Genomic DNA, 1,013 nt, shown 5'->3' with positions numbered 1-1,013 from the left:
CCACCTCTCCCCCGTTCGCGATCACCTCGAGCGCGTCGAGGGAATCCTCGAGGGTCGAGGTGCTGATCACCGTCAGCCCGTCGGGCACGTGACCGATCACCTCGTCGCAGTTCGTCGACGGAGCGAGGAAGTAGTCCGCTCCGGCATCTCGCGCGCCATACAGCTTCTGACGGATGCCGCCGATCGGGCCCACCGTGCCGTCGGCCTCGCTCGTGCCGGTGCCCGCGACGTTCTCGCCGCCGTTGAGCTCGCCCTCGGTGAGGGTGTCGATGATGCCGAGCGCGAACATCATCCCGGCGCTCGGGCCGCCGACGTTGTCGAGCTGCAGCGTGACATCGATCTCGAAGTCGTAGTCGGTGCGCAGCGTGACGCCGATGAGCCACGTCGTCACATCGCCCTCGACCTGCTTCTCGGGGGTCACCTCGACGACCTGCTCTCCCTCGGCGCGCTGCACCGTGAGTCCGACGGGGTCGCCGCCTGCATCCTGGATCGCCTGACGAAGCTGCTTCGCGGAGGTCACCGGGGTGCCGTCGATCGCAGTGATGACGTCTTCCGCCTCGAGGCTGCCCTGGGCGGGCGCACCCTCGACGACCTCCTGCACCACGACCTCGGCGCCGGTGTCGTAGCCGAGTTCGTCGAGTGCCGCGGCGGTCGCCTCGTGCTGCGAATCGACCATCAGGGTCGCGTTGCGCTCGTCGCGCTGCTCGGTCGTGACGCCTTCGGGGAACACCGACTCCAGCGGCACAACCGCCCGGGAGGAATCGGTCCACGCGAGGGCGAGCTCGAACCAGCTCGGCGTGCGCTCACGGTTGCCGACGACCTGCACCGTCGTGAGGTCGAGTGTTCCGGCGGTCTCGAAGGTCTCCGCGCCCTCGACCTGGATCAGCGGCACCTGCTCGCCGTCGGGCCCCGCGGCGGTGCCGAGGGTGTCGTACACGGGCCCCGGACGCTGGATCACGTAGGGCGTCGGGAGGAAGGTCAGCACGACCAGCGAGATCAGTGCCACGACCAGC

Annotated in this window: 1 protein-coding gene; it reads right to left on the bottom strand. The window is 69.3% G+C overall.

The features are described from left to right. The coding region (locus J7E68_RS19335) for a PDZ domain-containing protein (protein WP_251049184.1) at positions 1–1,012 on the bottom strand (1,012 nt) is incomplete at its 3' end. Position 1,013 lies beyond the last annotated feature (1 nt).

The organism is Microbacterium sp. ISL-103 (genome assembly GCF_018613995.1).
Classification (GTDB): Bacteria; Actinomycetota; Actinomycetes; order Actinomycetales; family Microbacteriaceae; genus Microbacterium.
The sequence above is the reverse complement of the archived record's forward strand: the minus strand, read 5'-3'. Positions and strand labels throughout refer to the sequence as shown.